Source organism: Streptomyces sp. NPDC088157, from assembly GCF_044741545.1.
GTDB lineage: Bacteria > Actinomycetota > Actinomycetes > Streptomycetales > Streptomycetaceae > Streptomyces.
Genome location: NZ_JBIUSU010000001.1, coordinates 579,458 through 596,527 on the forward strand (window position 1 = coordinate 579,458; position 17,070 = coordinate 596,527).

General features: G+C 72.8%; 16 protein-coding genes. 13 read left to right on the forward strand and 3 right to left on the reverse strand.

Annotated features, from left to right (window positions below):
• Nucleotides 1-9: 9 nt before the first annotated feature.
• Nucleotides 10-726, reverse strand: coding sequence for an MBL fold metallo-hydrolase (locus ACIPFH_RS02425; protein WP_401822250.1), 717 nt, complete (start codon nucleotides 724-726; stop codon nucleotides 10-12).
• 157 nt (nucleotides 727-883) lie between these two features.
• Between ACIPFH_RS02425 and hrcA the strand changes: the two genes are divergently transcribed.
• The 5 genes from hrcA (at nucleotide 884) to ACIPFH_RS02450 (ending at nucleotide 5,563) form a co-directional block, all read left to right on the forward strand.
• Nucleotides 884-1,900, forward strand: coding sequence for a heat-inducible transcriptional repressor HrcA (hrcA, locus tag ACIPFH_RS02430; protein ID WP_356249317.1), 1,017 nt, complete (start codon nucleotides 884-886; stop codon nucleotides 1,898-1,900).
• Nucleotides 1,901-3,037, forward strand: a complete 1,137-nt coding sequence (dnaJ, locus tag ACIPFH_RS02435) for a molecular chaperone DnaJ (protein WP_020127760.1) — start codon at nucleotides 1,901-1,903, stop codon at nucleotides 3,035-3,037.
• 225 nt (nucleotides 3,038-3,262) lie between these two features.
• The gene (locus ACIPFH_RS02440; RefSeq protein ID WP_401822251.1) at nucleotides 3,263-4,396 is read left to right on the forward strand and encodes a nitronate monooxygenase; all 1,134 of its coding nucleotides are present in this window, start codon (nucleotides 3,263-3,265) and stop codon (nucleotides 4,394-4,396) included.
• Nucleotides 4,393-5,139 carry a 16S rRNA (uracil(1498)-N(3))-methyltransferase gene (locus ACIPFH_RS02445; protein ID WP_401822252.1) on the forward strand — a complete coding sequence of 249 codons (747 nt, stop codon included), beginning with the start codon at nucleotides 4,393-4,395 and terminating at the stop codon, nucleotides 5,137-5,139. The genes ACIPFH_RS02440 and ACIPFH_RS02445 overlap by 4 nt, the downstream gene beginning before the upstream one ends.
• A gap of 31 nt (nucleotides 5,140-5,170) precedes the next feature.
• Entirely contained in the window at nucleotides 5,171-5,563 is a 393-nt protein-coding gene (locus ACIPFH_RS02450; protein WP_401822254.1) for a VOC family protein, read from the forward strand.
• Here ACIPFH_RS02450 and ACIPFH_RS02455 read toward each other — a convergent pair.
• On the reverse strand, nucleotides 5,505-5,900 hold the full coding sequence (locus ACIPFH_RS02455) for a hypothetical protein (protein WP_401822256.1): 396 nt from the start codon (nucleotides 5,898-5,900) through the stop codon (nucleotides 5,505-5,507). The genes ACIPFH_RS02450 and ACIPFH_RS02455 overlap by 59 nt on opposite strands.
• 79 nt (nucleotides 5,901-5,979) lie before the next feature.
• Between ACIPFH_RS02455 and ACIPFH_RS02460 the strand changes: the two genes are divergently transcribed.
• The 5 genes from ACIPFH_RS02460 (at nucleotide 5,980) to ACIPFH_RS02480 (ending at nucleotide 12,257) form a co-directional block, all read left to right on the forward strand.
• Nucleotides 5,980-6,477 (forward strand): hypothetical protein, encoded by a 498-nt coding sequence (locus tag ACIPFH_RS02460; protein WP_356249306.1) that lies wholly within the window; start codon nucleotides 5,980-5,982, stop codon nucleotides 6,475-6,477.
• A gap of 45 nt (nucleotides 6,478-6,522) precedes the next feature.
• Nucleotides 6,523-9,765, forward strand: coding sequence for a S41 family peptidase (locus ACIPFH_RS02465; RefSeq protein ID WP_401822259.1), 3,243 nt, complete (start codon nucleotides 6,523-6,525; stop codon nucleotides 9,763-9,765).
• Nucleotides 9,766-9,981: 216 nt separating this feature from the next.
• Nucleotides 9,982-10,335, forward strand: a complete 354-nt coding sequence (locus ACIPFH_RS02470; RefSeq protein WP_356249302.1) for an HIT domain-containing protein — start codon at nucleotides 9,982-9,984, stop codon at nucleotides 10,333-10,335.
• Between the two features lie 6 nt (nucleotides 10,336-10,341).
• Nucleotides 10,342-11,247 (forward strand): ribonuclease Z, encoded by a 906-nt coding sequence (locus ACIPFH_RS02475; protein ID WP_401822261.1) that lies wholly within the window; start codon nucleotides 10,342-10,344, stop codon nucleotides 11,245-11,247.
• Nucleotides 11,248-11,267: 20 nt separating this feature from the next.
• Nucleotides 11,268-12,257: an adenosine deaminase gene (locus tag ACIPFH_RS02480; protein WP_401822262.1), complete on the forward strand. Its 990-nt coding sequence runs from the start codon at nucleotides 11,268-11,270 to the stop codon at nucleotides 12,255-12,257.
• Nucleotides 12,258-12,496: 239 nt separating this feature from the next.
• On the opposite strand, the gene ACIPFH_RS02485 is transcribed toward ACIPFH_RS02480, so the two are convergent.
• Nucleotides 12,497-13,279 carry an IclR family transcriptional regulator gene (locus ACIPFH_RS02485; RefSeq protein WP_356249296.1) on the reverse strand — a complete coding sequence of 261 codons (783 nt, stop codon included), beginning with the start codon at nucleotides 13,277-13,279 and terminating at the stop codon, nucleotides 12,497-12,499.
• A gap of 141 nt (nucleotides 13,280-13,420) precedes the next feature.
• Here ACIPFH_RS02485 and ACIPFH_RS02490 point away from each other — a divergent pair, with 141 nt between their 5' ends.
• From ACIPFH_RS02490 to ACIPFH_RS02500, 3 genes are all read left to right on the forward strand, one after another.
• Entirely contained in the window at nucleotides 13,421-14,359 is a 939-nt protein-coding gene (locus tag ACIPFH_RS02490) for a 5-dehydro-4-deoxyglucarate dehydratase (RefSeq protein ID WP_401822263.1), read from the forward strand.
• Nucleotides 14,356-15,651, forward strand: a complete 1,296-nt coding sequence (locus ACIPFH_RS02495) for a glucarate dehydratase family protein (protein ID WP_401822266.1) — start codon at nucleotides 14,356-14,358, stop codon at nucleotides 15,649-15,651. Before ACIPFH_RS02490 ends, ACIPFH_RS02495 begins: the two co-directional genes overlap by 4 nt.
• 117 nt (nucleotides 15,652-15,768) lie before the next feature.
• Nucleotides 15,769-16,962: a carbohydrate kinase family protein gene (locus ACIPFH_RS02500; protein WP_401822268.1), complete on the forward strand. Its 1,194-nt coding sequence runs from the start codon at nucleotides 15,769-15,771 to the stop codon at nucleotides 16,960-16,962.
• The last annotated feature ends 108 nt before the right edge of the window (nucleotides 16,963-17,070 follow it).

The window sequence follows — 17,070 nt, forward strand, 5'->3', positions numbered from 1 at the left end:
CGGGGCCGATCAGGGCGACACGCCGAAACGGGTGCTCAGCGCGTCCCGCTGGGCCCGTACGAAGGCCGCGTCCACCACCGCTCCGTGACCGGGGACGTACAGTGCGTCCTCGCCGCCGAGATCGAGGAGGCGGTCGAGGGCGGCGGGCCAGTGGGACGGTACGGCGTCGGGCCCTGCCTGCGGCTCGCCGGACTCCTCGACGAGGTCGCCGCAGAACACCGTCTCCGGGCTGCCGGGGACCAGGACCGCCAGGTCATGGGCGGTGTGACCGGGCCCGACGTTCGCCAGCAGCACCTGTCGGCCGCCGCCCAGGTCGAGGGTCCACTCACCGGAGACGAGATGCCGGGGCCGGACGAGTGTGTCCGCGGCCTCGGTCGCCGCCGTCTCGTCGAGACCGTTGCGCACCGCGTCCGCCCGCAGTCCCTCGGCCGACACGGTGTCCACGCCCACCGCCCCGAAGACCTCCGCGCCCGCGAACGCCGCCGCACCGAACACATGGTCGAAGTGCGGGTGGGTGAGCGCGAGATGGGTCACACGGGAGCCGCTGAGTTCCTCGGCCCAAGCCCGCAGCCGCACCCCCTCCGCCAGGCTCGACCCCGCGTCGATCATCAGCACCGCGCCCGCCCCGACGACCAGCCCCGCCGTGCAGTCCCAGCCCGGCAGCCGCACCCGCCCCACCCCGGCCGCGACCCGCTCCCATCCGAGCTCTTCCCAAGTCACCGTCATACCGCGACGCTAGCCCCAGGACGCTACGCCAGGGGCCGACCTTGCCCCGGGTGTACCCCACAGCCGTACACTGGCCGGGGAATGCTGGCACTCGGATGTGAAGAGTGCCAGGCGAGGAGCCCAGGGGACTGGGACGACTGCTGGAGGTGTGCGCGCGATGCTGAGTGAACGCAGGCTCCAGGTGCTGCGCGCCATCGTCCAGGACTACGTCGGTACCGAGGAACCCGTGGGTTCGAAGGCGCTCACCGAGCGGCACAGCCTCGGCGTCTCCCCGGCGACGGTCCGCAACGACATGGCCGCCCTGGAGGACGAGGGGTACATCGCCCAGCCGCACACCAGTGCCGGGCGGATCCCCACGGACAAGGGCTACCGGCTGTTCGTCGACAAGCTGGCCGGCGTCAAGCCGATGACCGGTCCCGAGCGGCGGGCCATCCAGAACTTCCTCGACGGCGCCGTCGACCTCGACGACGTGGTGGCCCGGACCGTACGGCTGCTCGCGCAGCTCACCCGGCAGGTCGCCGTCGTGCAGTACCCGTCCCTGACCCGTTCGACCGTGCGGCACGTGGAGCTCCTCTCGCTCGCGCCCGCACGTCTGATGCTCGTGCTGATCACGGACACCGGGCGGGTCGAACAGCGGATGGTGGACTGCCCGGCACCCTTCGGGGAGACCTCGCTGGCGGATCTACGCGCGCGGCTCAACAGCCGGATCGCGGGCCGCCGGTTCGCGGACGTGCCGCATCTGGTGGAAGATCTGCCGGACGCCTTCGAGGCCGAGGACCGCGGCACGGTCACGACGGTGCTCTCCACCCTGCTGGAGACGCTCGTCGAGGAGAACGAGGAGCGGCTGATGATCGGCGGTACCGCCAATCTCACCCGTTTCGGACATGACTTTCCCCTCACCATCCGGCCCGTCCTGGAGGCACTCGAGGAGCAGGTCGTGCTCCTCAAACTCCTTGGCGAGGCGGGGGATTCGGGCATGACCGTACGCATCGGTCACGAGAACGCCTATGAGGGACTCAACTCCACTTCCGTGGTGTCGGTCGGCTACGGTTCGGGCGGCGAAGCAGTCGCCAAGCTGGGCGTGGTCGGACCGACCCGCATGGATTACCCGGGAACGATGGGAGCGGTACGAGCGGTGGCACGGTACGTCGGACAGATCCTGGCGGAGTCGTAAGTGGCCACGGACTACTACGCCGTTCTCGGCGTGCGCCGTGATGCGTCGCAGGAAGAGATCAAGAAGGCCTTCCGTCGGCTCGCACGCGAGCTGCACCCGGACGTCAACCCGGATCCGAAGACCCAGGAGCGGTTCAAGGAGATCAACGCCGCTTACGAGGTGTTGTCGGATCCGCAGAAGAAGCAGGTCTACGACCTCGGCGGCGACCCGCTGTCGCAGTCGGGCGGCGGTGGCGCGGGCGGCTTCGGCGCGGGCGGCTTCGGGAACTTCTCGGACATCATGGACGCGTTCTTCGGTACGGCGTCGCAGCGCGGCCCGCGCTCGCGCACCCGGCGCGGCCAGGACGCGATGATCCGGCTGGAGATCGACCTCGAGGAGGCGGCCTTCGGCACGACCAAGGACCTCCAGGTCGACACGGCGATCGTCTGCACGACGTGCAGTGGCGAGGGCGCGGCCCCCGGCACCAGCGCCCAGACATGTGACATGTGCCGCGGCCGCGGCGAGGTGTCGCAGGTGACGAGGTCCTTCCTCGGGCAGGTCATGACCTCGCGGCCGTGTCCGCAGTGCCAGGGCTTCGGCACCGTCGTGCCGACCCCGTGCCCGGAGTGCGCGGGCGACGGGCGCGTGCGCTCGCGCCGCACCCTGACGGTGAAGATCCCGGCCGGTGTCGACAACGGCACCCGGATCCAGCTCGCGGGCGAGGGCGAGGTCGGCCCCGGCGGCGGCCCCGCCGGCGACCTGTACGTGGAGATCCACGAGCTGCCGCACGCGCAGTTCCAGCGGCGCGGCGACGACCTGCACTGCACGGTGACCCTGCCGATGACGGCGGCGGCGCTCGGCACCAAGGTGCCGCTGGAGACGCTGGACGGGCTGGAGGAGGTCGACATCCGGCCCGGTACCCAGTCCGGCCAGTCGATCCCGTTGCACGGCCGGGGTGTCACGCATCTGCGGGGCGGGGGGCGTGGTGACCTCATCGTGCATGTCGAGGTGCAGACGCCGAGCAAGCTCGACCCCGAGCAGGAGCGGGTGCTGCGGGAGCTGGCCAAGCTGCGTGGTGAGGAGCGGCCCACCGGGCAGTTCCAGCCCGGGCAGCAGGGGTTGTTCTCCCGGCTGAAGGACGCGTTCAACGGGCGGTGACGGTCGGTGTGCGGGGGTTTTCCGCCCCCGCCGCCCCTTCCCTTCCCGTCCCCGGGGGCTGCGCCCTCCAGAGCCCCGCTTCGGCCCCGAAAGGGCCTCGTCCTCAAGCTCCCCGGAGGGGGCCCGGACGGGCCGAGGGGTGCGCGCCGGTGCTTGAAAGTGCTGGCACATGCCGAGGGGAAGGGTGGATTCGGACTTGTTCGGAGGACGTGACAACATGCCGTCATGTCCTCCGCACTGACCGATCTCTTCCCTCATCCGATCGTGCAGGCCCCCATGGCGGGCGGTGTCTCCCTCCCGCGGCTCGCGGCCGCCGTGTGCGAGGCCGGCGGGCTCGGATTCCTGGCCGCCGGGTACAAGACGGCCGACGGCCTGTACCAGGAGATCAAGCAGCTGCGGAGCCTCACCACCCGCCCCTTCGGCGTCAACCTCTTCATGCCGCAGCCCGAGTACCCCGGTGCGAGCACCGGCTCCACCGGAGCGGCCAACGCCGCGCCCCCCGCTGCGGGGGCCGTCGAGGTCTACGCCCACCAGCTGGCCGGTGAGGCCGCATGGTACGAGACCGAGCTCGGCGACCCGGACAGCGGCCGCGACGACGGCTACGACGCCAAGCTCGCGGTGCTGCTGGACAACCCGGTGCCGGTGGTGTCGTTCCACTTCGGCGTCCCGAGCGGCGATGTGCTGGAGTCCCTCCGGCGGGCCGGAACGTTCACCCTGGTCACGGCGACCACCACCGAGGAGGCCCTCGCGGTGCAGCGGGCCGGCGCGGACGCGGTGATCGTGCAGGGCGTGGAGGCCGGCGGGCACCAGGGCACCCACCGGGACAACCCCGAGACCGACGGCTGCGGCATCGGGCTGCTCGCGCTGATCGCCCAGGTCCGCGAGGCCGTGAACCTGCCGCTCGTCGCCGCGGGCGGGCTGATGAGCGGCAGCCAGATCGCCGCGGTCCTCGCGGCCGGCGCGAGCGCGGCCCAGCTGGGCACCGCGTTCCTCGCCACGGCCGAGTCCGGCGCGCACGCCGTGCACAAGCAGGCGCTGACCAACCCCCTCTTCGTGCGCACCGAACTGACCCGCGCCTTCTCCGGCCGCCCCGCCCGCGGCCTGGTCAACCGCTTCCTGCGCGAGCACGGCCCGTACGCGCCCGCCGCCTACCCGGAGGTCCACCACCTGACCGCGCCGCTGCGCAAGGCGGCCGCCCAGGCGGGCGACGCGCAGGGCATGGCGCTGTGGGCGGGACAGGGCCACCGGCTGGCCCGCGAGCTGCCCGCCGGACAGCTCGTGCAGGTCCTGGTGTCCGAACTCGCCGCGGCGCGGACAGCGTTGTCGGAGTTCCCGGCCGGTGACGGCGGTCTCTCATGACCGCGCCCGTCTTCGTCGTCGACGAACTCCCCGCCTCCCGCTCCACGTTCGTGCTGGACGGTCCCGAGGGCCGGCACGCCGTCTCCGTGAAGCGGCTGCGGACCGGCGAGGAGGTCGTCCTCACCGACGGCGCCGGACACTGGGCCCGGGGCGAGGTCGTCGCCGCCGAGGGCAAGGACCGGCTGGTGGTGAGCCTGGCGGAGGTGATCGAGGAGGCCGCCGAGGCGCCCCGGATCACCGTCGTCCAGGCACTGCCCAAGGGTGACCGGGGCGAGCTGGCCGTCGAGACGATGACCGAGACCGGCGTCGACGCGATCGTGCCGTGGGCCGCCTCGCGCTGCGTCACCCAGTGGAAGGGCGAGCGCGGCGCGAAGGCGCTCGCCAAGTGGCGGGCCACCGCCCGGGAGGCCGGCAAGCAGTCCCGCCGGGTCCGCTTCCCCGAGGTCGCCGACGCGTCGACGTCCCGGCAGGTGGCGGCACTGCTCGCCGGGGCCGACTTCGCCGCCGTCCTGCACGAGGACCGCGACTACGGCAGTGCGCCCCTCGCCACCGCCGAACTCCCCGCCCAGGGCGAGATCGTGCTGGTCGTGGGACCCGAAGGGGGCGTCTCGCCGGACGAGTTGGCGCTCTTCGAGGAGGCGGGCGCCAAGGCGTACCGGCTCGGGCGGAGCGTCCTGCGCACCTCGACCGCCGGTACGGCGGCCGCGTCCCTGATCCTGGGCAGGACCGGCCGTTGGTCCTGACCCACGTCGGCCCGCCCTTTGGGAGTACACCGTGGAATTCGCCCAGGTAAGGCTGCTGGTCACCGACTTCGCCGCCTGCTATCACTTCTACGCCGACGTCCTCGGCCTCAAGCCGCAGTCGGGGGCGGAGCGGGGACCGTACGAGAAGTTCTCTCCCGCGACCGGCTCGACGGGGATCGCCATCCAGGACCGCGCGATGATGGCGCGGGTGCTCGGTGAACTGGGCGACACGGCGAACGGGCACCGCTCCCTGGTGGCCCTGCGCGTCGACGACCTGGACGCCACCTGTGCGCGGATCACCGCCCGGGGCGCCACCCTGATCCACGGCCCCGCCCCGATGACCGACCGGATGCGCGTCGCCCACCTCAAGGACCCGGAGGGCAATCTGGTGGAACTTCAGGAGTGGCTGCTGCTGCTTGGCTGAGTGCGACGGCGGTGAACAGCTCCCAGCCGTCCAACTCCCCGTTCAACGGCAGCAGTTCCCGTCGGGCGGCCTCGTCGACGAAGGCGCGCACCACACCGGGTCTGTTGAGGTTGAGGTGATGGTGGCGGTCGCCGACCCCGCCGCTGTGCCCGTATGCGACGCTGCCCACGTAACGTCCTTCACCGGCCTGGAAGACGAGGTGGGTGCGCACGCCGTCCCGGTGCAGGGTGAGGACCTCCTGGCACGGCTGCCCGTCCCCGTGCCGGTGGCGGACCGTCCACACATAGGTGGTCGACTCGTCCACGACGAGGGTTCTCCGGCGGCGTTTGTCGTTCATGCGTCCACGGTAGAACCCGCGCGGAATGTGACCGCATACGGGCTACCGCGCCGCGCGCCCGAGTGGCACGCTGCCCCCCATGGGGGCATTGAGGCGTATTTGGCTTCTCCCGGTGGTGGCCGGGGCGGCGATCGGGGTCGTGGCATGCGAGCCGGGCGGGCTGAGCACCATGTCCGTGGCGTACACCACCGACGAGGCCGCGACGGCCGAGATCCAGCGGCGGGACGTGGACGTGCGCTGGCTGACCTGCACGGCTCAGTACAAGGGCCAGGAGAAGGCGGGGACCGTCGCCTCCGTGGACTGCCAGGGGAAGACCGCCGACGGGCGGGACATCACGGTCAAGGGTCAGGTCGCGCGGGCGGTCGACGGGGCCTGTGTACGCGGGGATCTCACCGCTGTCGTCGGCAGGAAACAGTTGTTCCGGGTGAGCGGACTCGGTGACTGCAAGTCCGCGACGCCCTCGCCGGTCAACCCGTCCGGCTCGGCCCGGCCCGGCGCCCGGCCGACGGTCACCGTCACCGTCACCGTCACCGAGACCGTGGGCAGGGACGGCGGCGGGGGCGGCGCGGGAAAGTGATCGAAACCCCTGACCTGCGGTCCCGCCCTTGCATACAGTGATCCGGTGACACAGTCCGCGACGCCTGCCGCATACCTCCGATACCCCCACCTGCACGGCGAGTTGGTGGCCTTCGCCGCCGAGGACGACGTGTGGCTGGCCCCGCTCGACGGCGGCCGCGCCTGGCGCGTCAGCGCCGACAACGTGCCGGTCACCCTGCCGCGTATCTCGCCCGACGGCACCACCGTCGCCTGGACCTCGACCCGCGACGGCGCCCCAGAGGTGCACATCGCCCCCGTCGACGGCGGCCCGTCGACCCGGCTGACGTACTGGGGCAGCGGGCAGACCCGGGTGCGCGGCTGGACCCCCGACGGCCAGGTCCTCGCCGTCAGCACCTACGGCCAGGCGACCCTGCGCCGCAGCTGGGCACGGGCCGTCCCCGTGGACGGCGGACCGGCGACGACCCTGCCCTACGGGCCGGTCGGCACGGTCGCGCACGGCCCGCACACCGTGCTGCTGTCCGCGCCGATGGGGCGCGAGGCCGCCCACTGGAAGCGCTACCGGGGCGGTACGGCGGGCAAGTTGTGGATCGACCGGGAGGGCGACGGGGAGTTCGTCCGGCTGCACGAGCAACTGGACGGCAACATCGAATACCCCGTGTGGGCGGGGACGGGGGTCCCCCCGCTCGAGCGAAGCCGAGAGGGGGAGAGGCTGGCGTTCCTGTCCGATCACGAGGGCACGGGAGCCCTGTACTCGTCCCTCGCCGACGGGTCCGACCTGCGGCGGCACACCCCGCTCGAAGGGTTCTACGCCCGGCACGCCGCCGGTGACGGTACCCGGGTCGTGTACATGTCCGCGGGCGAGCTGTGGCTCCTCGACGACCTGGACGGCGCCGAACCACGCCGCCTCGACGTCCGCCTCGGCGGGCAGCGCACCGACCGCCGCCCGTACCCGGTGGCCGCCTCCCGGTGGCTGGGCGGGGCCGCGCCCGACCACACCGCGCGCGGCAGCGCCGTGGAGGTGCGCGGAGCCGTGCACTGGGTGACCCACCGCAGCGGACCCGCCCGCGCGCTCGCCGCCGAGCCCGGCGTCCGAGCCCGGCTGCCGCGCACCTTCCGCGCGGAGGGCGAGGAGTGGGTCGTGTGGGTGACGGACGCGGAGGGGGAGGACGCGCTGGAGTTCGCCCCGGCCACCGGCCAGGCCCTCGGCGCCACTCCGCGCCGGCTCGCCGCCGGACGGCTCGGCCGAGTCCTGGAGCTCGCCATGGCGCCCGACGGCAGCCGGGCCGCCGTCGCCGCGCACGACGGACGGCTGCTGCTCGTCGAGCGGGAGACCGGCGAGGTCCGCGAGGTCGACAGCAGCCCCGACGGCGAGGTGTCCGACCTGGTCTTCTCGCCCGACTCGGCATGGCTTGCCTGGTCGCACCCCGGGCCGCGCCCGCTCAGCCAGCTCAAGCTCGCCAACGTCACCGACCTGTCGGTCACCGAGGCGACCCCGCTGCGCTTCCGGGACTACGCGCCCGCGTTCACCCTCGACGGCAAGCACCTCGCGTTCCTCTCCGCGCGCGCCTTCGACCCGGTCTACGACGAGCACGTCTTCGACCTCTCCTTCGTGGCCGGCGCCCGCCCACACCTGATCACCCTCGCGGCGACGACGCCGTCCCCCTTCGGCCCGCAGCGGCACGGCAAGCCCTTCGAGGCCCCCGACAAGGACGAGACGCCCGACAGCGAGGGCACCCCGACCACCCGGATCGACCTCGAAGGCCTCGCCGACCGGATAGTCCCCTTCCCGGTGGAGGCCGGCCGGTACTCCGGCCTCGCCGCGGCGAAGGACGGAGTGCTGTGGCTGCGGCACCCCGTACGCGGTGTCCTCGGCGCCTCCCGGGCCACCCCGGACGACCCCGACCCGCACACCGAACTGGAGCGCTACGACCTCGCCCAGCAGCGCGTCGAGCACCTCGCCTCCGACGCCGACGGCTTCGAGGTCAGCGGCGACGGCAAGCGGCTGCTGCTGTGGACCGACGGCAAGCTCAAGGTCGTCCCGAGCGACCGGCGCGCCTCCGGCGACGAGGACGGCGACACCAACATCACCGTCGACCTCGGCCGGGTCCGGCGCAGCGTCGACCCGGCCGCCGAGTGGCGTCAGATGTACGACGAGACCGGCCGGATCATGCGGGACAACTTCTGGCGGCCCGATCTCGGCGGGGTCGACTGGGACGGCGTCCTCGACCGCTACCGGCCCGTGCTGGAGCGGGTCGCGACCCACGACGACCTCGTCGACCTGCTGTGGGAGGTGCACGGCGAACTCGGCACCTCGCACGCCTACGTCACACCGCGCGGCGGCCATGGCGGCGGTGCCCGGCAGGGCCTGCTGGGCGCGGACATCTCCCGTCACGCCGACGGCGGTTGGCGCATCGACCGGATTCTGCCCTCGGAGACCTCCGACCCCGACGCGCGCTCCCCGCTCGCCGCACCCGGCGTCGCGGTGCGGGCCGGTGACGCGATCGTCGCCGTCGGCGGGCAGCAGGTGGACCCGGTCACCGGGCCCGGACCGCTGCTCGTCGGCACCGCGGGCAGGGTCGTCGAGCTGACGATCTCGCCGTCCGGCGGGGGCGAGCCGAGGCATGCCGTCGTCGTCCCCGTCGCGGACGAGGAGGCGCTGCGCTACCACGACTGGGTCTCCGACCGGCGGGCGTACGTGCACGAGGCCTCCGGCGGCCGGCTCGGGTATCTGCACGTGCCCGACATGCAGGCGCCGGGGTGGGCCCAGATCCACCGTGACCTACGGGTGGAGGTCGCGCGGGAGGGGCTGATCGTGGACGTCCGGGAGAACCGGGGCGGGCACACCTCCCAGCTGGTCGTCGAGAAGCTCGCCCGCCGCATCGTCGGCTGGGACCTGCCGCGCGGGATGCGGGCGTCCAGCTATCCGGAGGACGCGCCCCGGGGCCCCGTCGTCGCCGTCGCCAACGAGTTCTCCGGGTCCGACGGGGACATCGTCAACGCGGCGATCAAGGCGCTCGGGATCGGGCCGGTGGTGGGCACGCGTACGTGGGGCGGGACGATCGGCATCGACAGCCGGTACCGGCTGGTCGACGGGACGCTCGTCACCCAGCCCAAGTACGCGTTCTGGCTGGAGGGGTACGAGTGGGGTGTGGAGAACCACGGCGTCGATCCGGATGTCGAGGTTGTCTGTGCTCCGCAGGACCACGCGGCCGGGCGGGACGTCCAGCTGGACGAGGCGGTGTCGCTGGCGCTCGCCGCTCTGCGGGAGACGCCGGCGAAGACGCCTCCGCTGCTACCGGGGTCATAGCCCGCCCGGAGTCGAGGCGACCGGCCATCGGGGGCTGCCACCTCCCTCACGGTCGTCCCACGGGGAGCCACCTCCCTCACGGAGGTCCCCGGGGCTGCCGCTCCAGCCGCCCACTCCGGCCTGAACGGCCTCGTCCTCAAGCGCCGGACAGGCTGGAACAACGCACCCCCCGCTACCATGCCCCCGTACTGATCAACCGTCCGAGGAGGAGCCCGCATGGCAGGGGAAGCGCAGGACGACTGTCTGTTCTGCAAGATCGTCGCGGGGGCCGTCCCGGCGACGATCGTGCGGGAGACCGCGACGACCATCGCCTTCCGGGACATCAACCCCCAGGCGCCCACCCACGTCCTGGTGATCCCGAAGGCGCACTACCGGGACGCCGCCGCCCTCGCCGCCGGCGCGCCGGAACTCGCCGCCGACGTCCTGCGCGAGACACAGGCGGTCGCCGACCTGGACAGGCTGGAGAGCTACCGCATCGTCTTCAACACCGGGACCGGCGCCGGCCAGACCGTCTGGCACGCCCACGCGCACGTCGTCGGCGGCCGCGGGCTGCACTGGCCCCCCGGATAGGCCGCCGTGTCCGTACGTGAACTGGTGGTCCTCGGCACCGCCAGCCAGGTCCCGACCCGGCATCGCAACCACAACGGCTACCTCCTGCGCTGGGACGGCGAGGGCATCCTCTTCGACCCGGGGGAGGGCACCCAGCGCCAGATGCTGCGCGCCGGGGTCGCCGCGCACGACCTCAACCGGATATGTGTCACGCACTTCCACGGCGACCACTCGCTCGGCCTCGCCGGTGTGATCCAGCGCATCAACCTGGACCAGGTGCCGCACCCGGTCACCGCCCACTTCCCGCGCTCCGGGCAGCGCTTCTTCGACCGGCTGCGCCACTCCACCGCCTACCGCGAGACCGTCGGCATCACCGAGGCCCCGGTCGACGCGGACGGGGTCCTCGCCACCACCGCGTCCTACCGGCTCGAAGCCGCCAGGCTCTCGCACCCCGTCGAGTCCTACGGCTACCGGATCGTCGAGCCCGACGGCCGCCGTATGCTGCCCGAGCGGCTGGCCGCGCACGGCATCAAGGGGCCGGACGTCGGCCGGATCCAGCGCGAGGGCTCGGTCGGCGGGGTGTCGCTGGACGAGGTGAGCGAGGTGCGGCGCGGACAGCGGTTCGCGTTCGTCATGGACACCCGGCTGTGCGACGGGGTGCACGCGCTCGCCGACGGCGCCGACCTGCTCGTCATCGAGTCGACGTTTCTCGACGCGGACGAGGGACTCGCCGTCGACCACGGTCATCTGACCGCCGGTCAGGCGGCGCGGGTCGCGCACGACGCCGGAGTGCGGCATCTGGTCCTCACCCACTTCAGCCAGCGCTACTCCGAGCCCGAGGAGTTCGAGCGGCAGGCGCGGGCGGCCGGGTTCGAGGGCGAGCTGACCGTGGCGCACGACCTCCTGCGGGTGCCGGTTCCGAAACGGCGCTAAAGCGGTCGTACGATGCTTTGATGCCCCTCCCCAAAGCTGAACTGCACCTGCACATCGAAGGAACCCTGGAGCCCGAGCTGGCTTTCGAGCTGGCCGCCCGCAACGGGGTCGCGCTGCCGTACGCCGACACGGACGAGCTCCGCAAGGCGTATCAGTTCGAGGACCTCCAGTCCTTCCTGAACCTGTACTACGAGCTCATGGCGGTTCTGCGCACCGAGCGGGACTTCGAGGACCTGGCGGACGCCTACCTTGCCCGGGCCGCCGCGCAGGGCGTGCGGCACGCGGAGATCTTCTTCGACCCGCAGGCCCACCTCGCCCGGGGGATCGGCATGGGCACGGTCGTGAACGGGCTCTGGCGCGCGCTGGGCAGCAGTGAGGCCCGCCACGGCATCTCGACGCGCCTGATCCTCTGCTTCCTGCGCGACGAGTCCGCCGAGTCGGCGCTGGAGACCCTGGAGGCCGCGGGGCCCTACCTCGACCGGATCACCGGGGTGGGGCTGGACTCCGCCGAGGTCGGGCATCCGCCGGTGAAGTTCCGCGAGGTGTACGAGGCGGCGGCCGCCCTCGGGCTGCGGCGGGTCGCACACGCCGGTGAGGAGGGTCCGCCGGAGTACATCACCGAGGCCCTGGACGTGCTGGGCGTGGAGCGCGTCGACCACGGGCTCAGGTGCATGGAGGACCCGGCCCTCGTCGAGCGGCTGGTTCGGGAGCGGATCCCGCTGACGCTGTGCCCGCTGTCCAACGTACGACTGCGGACCGTCGACGTCCTCGCCGACCATCCGCTGCCGGCCATGCTCGACGCCGGGCTGCTGTGCACGGTCAACTCCGACGACCCCGCCTATTTCGGCGGCTACGCCGGCGACAACTTCGACGCGGTGGGCGCCGCCCTGGGCCTGGGCGAGGAGCGGCTGCGCGAGCTGGCCCGCAACTCCTTCGTCGCCTCCTTCCTGGAGGACGACGAGGAGCGGCGGGCGCGGTATCTCGCGGAGGTCGACGCCTACACGTTCTAGGCCAGTTCTAGGCCGTGTCCGACCATTCGCGTCGGATCGGCGGGCGGCGTCCGGTGCGGTGCGTCGCGAGGCGGAGGACGACCCGCGTACTGGGCGTACTCGGGTCGTGCGACTACGCGGGCGAGGTGCCGTGCCGCGCTTCGCCCGCCCGACGGGAACTGTCGGACACGCACCAGGACCCGTCCCGGCGGGACAGGCCCCTGCGGTCTGCCGTACGGCAGACCGGGTAGCCGCGGGCGCTAACGCCAGTCGGGGGCGCCGCCGAAGCCCGGTGCCGTCGCCTCGATCTTCGCCCGGATCTCCCGCATCACCACGACGATCCGCTCCTCGTGCTCGGGCGTCAGCCGGGCCACCGGCACCGAGCAACTGACCGCGTCCTGCGCGGGAGTGTCGTAACGCAGCGCGAACCCGAACCCGACGATGCCGAGGACGCCCTCCTCGCGGTCCACGGAGTAGCCGCGCGCCCGCACGTCGGCGAGGTCGGCGAGCAGCGCCTGACGGCTGGTGCGGGAGTGCGGGGTGAACGCCTCGTACGGTCCCTCGGGCAGTTCGCTGTCCGGCCGCTGCGCCAGCAGCGCCTTGCCGAGCGCGCCGACGTGCGCCGGGAGCCGCCGCCCGACCCGGCTGATCGTGCGCAGGTACTCGTGCGACTCGCGCGTCGCCAGATATGCCACGCCGTGACCGTCCAGCCGCCCCAGGTGGATCGTCTCGCCCAGCGCCTCGGACGCCTCGTCGAGGTAGGGCCGCACCAGCCGGACGCGGGGATCGGAGTCGAGATAGCTCGTGCCGGTCAGCAGGGCGTGGATGCCGATGCCGTACAGGGAGCCGGTCGCGTCGGTGCGCACCCAGCCGCGGCCGATCAGGGTCTGGAGCAGCGCGTACATCGAGCTGCGGGGCACGCCCAGCTCGTCCGCCAGTTCCTGGAGCCGGGCCGGCCGGTCGCCGCGCGCCGCGAGCAGTTCCAGCAGCTCGACCGTGCGCGCCGCGGACTTCACCTCGCGGACGCCGCCTGTCTCCGACATGTGCCGATCGTAAGGGTGTGCGGGTCGAGCGGAGCACATCCGGCAGGCCTGCCGCCGCGCACGCCCATTGACGGTCGATGTTCGCGTATCTAAACTCCATCTTCATACGTAGATGGCATCCATGTAGGGAGATGAACGAGGGTGAGCCCCGACAGGGACACGGTCCGACGCCTGCGGGACGGCATGGCCCAGGGGGTGCTGTCGTTCCCGCTCACGAGCTTCCACGACGACGGCTCCCTCGACCCCGACGGCTTCCGCGCCCATGTCGCGGCCCAGATCGCGACCGCGCCCGGGGCCGTCTTCCCCGCCTGCGGCACCGGCGAGTTCTTCTCCCTCGACGAGGACGAGTACCGACAGGTGGTGACGATCGCCGTGGAGGAGGCGGACGGCCGGCTGCCGGTCGTCGCCGGGGTCGGCTACGGCTGGGCCCAGGCCGCCCGCTTCGCCCGCATCGCGCAGGAGGCCGGCGCCGACGCCCTCCTCGTCCTCCCGCACTACCTCGTCGCCGCCCCGCAGGACGGACTCGTCGCCCAGCTGGAGCAGCTCGCCGCCCGCACCCGGCTGCCCCTCATCGCCTACCAGCGCGGCCAGGTCACCTTCACCGCGGCCTCCTTGCGGCGCGTCGCCGCGATCCCAACCGTCATCGGCCTCAAGGACGGACACAGCGACCTCGACCGCCTTCAGCGGCTCACCCTCGCCGCCCCCGACGGCTTCCTCTTCTTCAACGGCGCCGCCACCGCCGAGATCCAGGCCCGCGCCTACGCCACCGTGGGCGTCCCCGCCTACTCCTCCGCCGTCCACGCCTTCGCCCCGGAGATCGCGAACGCCTTCTTCACCGCGCTGCGCGACAGCGACGACAAGACGGTGGACAGGCTGCTGCGCGACTTCTACGTCCCGCTCGTCGAGCTCCGCGACCGGGTGCCGGGCTACGCCGTGTCCCTGGTGAAGGCGGCGGCCCGGCTGCGCGGCCGCCCCGTAGGCCCGGTCCGAGCGCCGCTCACCGACCCCTCGCCCGCCGACCTCGCCGCACTCGGGACCCTTCTGACCACCGGCCTCGACCTCGTAGGAGCCGCGCTGTGAGCGCCGACCTCACGATCACCGACGTCCGCCTGACCCCCATCCTGGTCGCCGACCCGCCCCTGCTCAACACCCAGGGCGTGCACCAGCCGTACACGCCCCGGCTCATCGTGGAGGTCGAGACGGCGGACGGGATCACCGGCGTCGGTGAGACGTACGGCGACACCAAGTACCTGGAACTGGCCCGCCCGTTCGCCGAGAAACTGCGCGGCCGCCCGGTGAGCGACCTGAACGGCCTGTTCACGATCGCCGACGAGGTGGCCGTCGACAGCTCACGGGTCTCCGGGAAGGTGGACGTCGGCGGCCTGCGCGGCGTCCAGACCGCCGACAAGCTGCGCCTGTCCGTCGTCTCCGCCTTCGAAGTGGCCGGTCTCGACGCCCTCGGCAAGACATTGGGCCTGCCCGTGCACGCGCTGCTCGGCGGCAAGGTGCGCGACGCGGTCGAGTACAGCGCGTACCTCTTCTACAAGTGGGCCGACCACCCCGAGGGGGTCTCCGCCGAGAAGGACGACTGGGGCGCGGCCGTCGACCCGGCCGGAGTCGTCGAGCAGGCCCGGCGCTTCAAGGAGCGCTACGGCTTCACCTCCTTCAAGCTCAAGGGCGGTGTCTTCCCGCCGGACGAGGAGATCGCGGCCGTACGGGCACTGGCCGAGGCCTTCCCGGGCCACCCGCTGCGGCTCGACCCCAACGGCGCCTGGTCCGTCCCGACCTCGCTGAGGGTGGCCGACGAGATCGGCGGCATCCTCGAATACCTGGAGGACCCCGCCCTCGGCACCCCGGCCATGGCCGAGGTGGCCGCGAAGACCGACGTGCCGCTCGCCACCAACATGTGCGTGACGACGTTCGCCGAGATCAAGGAGGCGTTCACCCGCGACGCCGTGCAGGTCGTCCTCTCCGACCACCACTACTGGGGCGGACTGCGCAACACCCGGGAACTCGCCTCGATCTGCCGGACGTTCGGCGTCGGGATCTCCATGCACTCCAACACCCACCTGGGTATCTCACTGGCCGCCATGACCCACGTGGCGTCCACCGTCCCGAACCTCCACCACGCCTGCGACTCCCACTACCCGTGGCAGTCGGAGGACGTCCTCACCGAACGCCTGACCTTCGACGACGGCAAGGTCACCGTGTCGGACGCGCCCGGCCTGGGCGTCCGGCTCGACCGGGAGAAACTCCGGTTCCTGCACCGGCGCTGGCTCGACGACGACGGCGCCCTGCGCGAGCGCGACGACGCGGCGGCCATGCGGGTGGCCGACCCCGACTGGGTCACCCCGGCCGTCCCCCGCTGGTGACGCGGTGAGGGCATGACCCCTGGGGGGTCGGTGTCTTCGCGTCGCGTGTGACGGACGCCGTGTTGTCGGTGGTGTGGTGCACACTGGCCAGATCGGCACCACGTCAGGGAGCGCACCGTGACCGCGTCCAACGCGTCCACCGGAGAGGGACACCACCGGCACACCGGCAACACCGGGCAGACCGACGGCCGGACCTGCCGGGCCGGCCGGGTCGACCCCCTGGCCGCCCGGCGAGTGCCCGGCGATCCGCCGTGGGACGTCTACCTCACCGGGCCCGTCTTCCTCGACATCATCTTCACCGGGCTCGACTCCGCCCCGGTGCGCGGGACCGAATCCTGGGCGCGCGGCATGGGTTCGAGCCCCGGCGGCGTCGCCAACATGGCCACCGCGCTCGCCCGGCTCGGCCTGCGCACCTCCCTCGCGGCGGCCTTCGGGGACGACCACTACGGCGAGTACTGCTGGGACGCCCTCGAACAGGGCGAGGGCATCGACCTCACCCCGTCGCGCTCGGTCCCCGGCTGGCACTCGCCGGTCACCGTCTCGATGGCCTACGAGGGCGAGCGGACCATGGTCTCCCACGGTCACGAACCGCCGCCGGCGGCCGCGCTGGCCCAGGAGGGCGCCCCGGAGCACCCGCCGCACGCCCGCGCCGCCGTCGCCTCCCTCACCCCCGGCAGACGCGCCCCCTGGATCGAGCGGGCCGCGGCTCGCGGCACCCGCATCTTCGCCGACGTCGGCTGGGACGACACCGGCGCCTGGGACCTGGCCGGCCTCGTCGACCTGGCGCACTGCGAGGCCTTCCTGCCGAACGCGCAGGAGGCCATGCGCTACACCGGCGCCACCTGTCCCCGCGCCGCCGCCCACGCCCTCACCGAGCACGTACCGCTCGCGGTCGTGACACTCGGCGCGGAGGGCGCCTACGCCGTGGACCGGCGCTCCGGCGAGTCCGCCGAGGTCCCGGCCATCGCCGTCGAGGCCCTCGACCCCACCGGCGCGGGTGACGTCTTCGTGGCCGGCTTCGTCACCGGCACGCTGGCCGACTGGCCGCTCGCCGACCGCCTCGCCTTCGCCGGCCTCACGGCAGCCCTCTCCGTGCAGGAGTTCGGCGGCTCGCTCTCCGCGCCCGGCTGGTCCGAGATCGCCGGCTGGTGGCGCAGGGTGCAGTCGGTCGAGAGCCAGGACCCCGAGGCGCTGCGCCGGTACGCGTTCCTGGACGCCCTGCTCCCCGGCCTGCTCCCGGCGGCGGAGGAGGCCACCCCGTGGCCGCTGCGCAGAGCGGTGCCGACGATCGGTTTCGGCCGCTCCGCCTAGTTCGCCGTGGTCACCGGGACCCCGGAAAAGCCCTACGGCGTTGTCAGTCCCCTGGCGTACCCTTGAACTCGCCAGGCCGCCCTTGTGGCAGGCGAGACGCATCCGGGA